A 2,967-nucleotide genomic window follows, 5' to 3' on the forward strand; every position below is an offset into this window, starting at 1 on the left:
AGGATTCCTTCCTGTTCGATTCCGACTTGACCGGCTTCGGGCTCAAGATCACCCCTGCCGGGCGGAAGGTCTATTTGCTCCAATACCGCATCAACGGTGCCAAGAAGCGGGTAATGATCGGGGTGCATGGTTCCCCCTGGACTCCAGAGCAAGCCAGGGCGGAAGCATCCAAACTCCTGGGCATGGTGGCTGCCGGGGAAGATCCTGCCCTATCCAAGGCGGAAGCCAAGGCCGTGCCCACGGTGTCCGAGGTGGTAGAGCGATTCCACACCGAACACGTCATTCCCCGCAACAAGGCGCGCACGATTGCTGAGTATCGGAGGCTCTTCGACAAGATCATCATCCCTTCCCTTGGGAATCAACGCATCAATGCCGTTCAGAGGAGCCATATCGTCAAACTGCACCACGAACTTCAGGAAACCCCCTATCAAGCCAATAAAGTGTTGGCCCTTCTCTCTGTGATGTTTAATTGGCTTGAACTGGTTGGGTTGCGTGCAGACAGGAGCAACCCATGTCTGCATGTGAAGAAATTTCGTGAAGAGAAGCGGGAGCGGCTGTTGAGCGACGATGAACTGGCGCGGCTGGGACAGGCTTTGGCCGAGGTGGAAAAGGGGGAAACAGTCTCCCCCTACGTCATCGCTGCCCTTCGGCTGTTGATCTTGACCGGGGCACGCTTGAACGAAATCCTGACCTTGCGCTGGGAGGAAGTGGATTTCCAGCATGGGGCGTTGCGGCTGGCCGACTCCAAGACCGGGGCCAAGGCCATTCCCCTGAATCCTCCCGCTTTGGAGTTGCTTGCCCGGCTTCCTCGCCAGGAAGGAAACCCATTCGTCATCTGCGGACGGATTGAGGGGCAATCTATGACGAACATCAACAAGACGTGGCGGGTGGTCAAAGGAAACGCCGGATTGGAAACCCTCCGGATTCACGATCTACGCCACGCCTTCGCATCGGTGGGGGCTACCATGGGGTTGAGCCTGCCCGTTATCGGCAAGCTCCTGGGCCACACCCAATCGGCCACCACGGCACGCTATGCCCACTTGAGCAACGATCCCCTGATGAAGGCCACCCAACAAATAGGAAGCCACATATGGGAGCGGATGCAGGCAGGAACCGAAGAAACTCCCCCGGTTGGGAACGTGGTACCCTTGCCAACCCGGAAAAGGGGCAGAGGGTGATTCTTCTGGCGTGGAGTTCCGGCAATGCCGTATAATCTTTCTGTGGCCTTTGTCGAGGCTCCCCTATTCTCCCGACTGGTTCACGACTATCTGACCGATTCGGAATATGCGGCGCTGCAATGGTCTTTGGTCCTGCATCCGGAAATGGGGGTTGTCATTCCGGGATCGGGCGGAATCCGGAAATTGCGCTGGCAGGGCAAGGGGCATGGCAAACGGGGCGGGTTGCGGGTGATCTACTATTGGCGCAACCACCAGGGGGAAATCTGGTTGCTGACCCTGTATGCCAAGAATGAAGCGGAGAACATCCCGTCGGGGGTGCTGGCGGAACTGCGGAAGGAGTTGGAACGATGAAACGCGACATCGGACAGGAGTTGCTGGAAGGAATACGGGCCATCAAGGCAGGCGAAGGCCGACGGGTTCAAATGGCCATCCCCGATCCCCGAACGGTGCGGGAAAAGGCCATGCTCACCCAATCGGCATTTGCCGGATTGCTGGGGGTGAGCGTGCGAACCGTTCAGGATTGGGAGCAAGGGCGGCGGGTTCCCTGTGGTCCGGCGGTATCCCTCCTGAAGATTGCCAACCAGAACCCGGAAGCCTTGAAAGCGATTGCCTGACACCGAACACCCGGCCTACGTCGGCCAACGGAAAAGGGGATACCTTTCACCCCCTGGCCGGGTTCCTCACGAAAGGCACGCCTTGAAAGGAGGCGTTCCAATGTCTGCTATCGTCTGGAAAAAGTGGCAACAATATCCTATTTTGAAAGCCTGGCAATTGCTTCTTCTGTCGCTTGGAGAAGATATAGAGCCGTTTGATAATCCACCATTAACTAATGAAGAGATTAATGAAGAGATTCAGGCTACATTACAGGATGGTTATATTCAGACGCGGTTTAAGAATTCATATGAAAAACTAAACCATATGACTAGAGAAAATATTTCAGACTTTACCAATCAAGTTGAACTTACTGGATTTGCGAAAGATAAGCCACCCATCGATGTAAATAGTAGCGATATATTAATAAGATACATTTCCAGGCTTGAGATATTTGGACGTTACATATTGCATGGGAAGTTTGGTGGAATCCGTAAGGAATTGCCTGACTATGAGATATTTAATGATATATATGAAATAGCGATATTTAGAGTTGCTTGGAGAAACTCTGCTTCTTATAGTTACTTCATGGAAGCGTTTGAAAATACGTCAATAAAACCGAAAAAGTTTATCAAATGGGCCATCTCCCAGAAATGGGATATCCCTCCCGAAATGGCCGCATGGGACACCCACGCAACTCCTCCCAAATCAGAAACACCCATCCAACCGGCTGCCACCACCTTACCAGAACCCGTTGCCCCTTCCGAGGAAGAACCAAAGCGTGTGCAGGATAAGGCGGCGACATTCGAAAGGAATGAACGATTCGTGGCCAAGATGATGGAACTTGAAAAAGCCGATCCGGAACGCAAAAAAGGAGACATCGCAAAGCAGATTGCTAAGGAACACCAGGCAGCTACCGGGGAAGAACTTGCTCCCGAGTCAGTAGCCAGAATATGCCGCGAATTCCAACGCCCTCTCAAAAACGGATGAGTTTTCCGTTCATCCGCTTTTCCATCCGCTTCTTCCGCATTGATTTAACAGGGTTTTCCTCAAGCCAAAACGGATGAGTTTTCGCTTAGATCCGTTTTCTTATCCGTGGTAAAACCTTGTCTCAAGTTGGCCAACGCCATCGGTTGCATGATTGGCCATCATGCAGCCTCATTAAACGAGACGAGGTTTCAGATGACCAAGCATGTTG

Annotated in this window: 4 protein-coding genes; all 4 read left to right on the forward strand. The window is 52.9% G+C overall.

Annotated features, from left to right (window positions below; all coding sequences use genetic code 11):
- Nucleotides 1–1,178, forward strand: a 1,178-nt coding sequence (locus HQL56_19295; GenBank protein ID MBF0311663.1) for a tyrosine-type recombinase/integrase, incomplete at its 5' end; no start/stop codon positions are given.
- A gap of 24 nt (nt 1,179–1,202) precedes the next feature.
- Nucleotides 1,203–1,529 (forward strand): transcriptional regulator, encoded by a 327-nt coding sequence (locus HQL56_19300; protein MBF0311664.1) that lies wholly within the window; start codon nt 1,203–1,205, stop codon nt 1,527–1,529.
- Entirely contained in the window at nt 1,526–1,792 is a 267-nt protein-coding gene (locus HQL56_19305) for a helix-turn-helix domain-containing protein (GenBank protein MBF0311665.1), read from the forward strand. Before HQL56_19300 ends, HQL56_19305 begins: the two co-directional genes overlap by 4 nt.
- A 100-nt stretch (nt 1,793–1,892) precedes the next feature.
- A complete protein-coding gene (locus HQL56_19310; GenBank protein MBF0311666.1) occupies nt 1,893–2,759 on the forward strand; it encodes a hypothetical protein in 867 nt (288 codons plus the stop codon).
- Nucleotides 2,760–2,967 lie beyond the last annotated feature (208 nt).

The organism is Magnetococcales bacterium (assembly GCA_015231925.1).
Classification (GTDB): domain Bacteria; phylum Pseudomonadota; class Magnetococcia; order Magnetococcales; family JADGAQ01; genus JADGAQ01.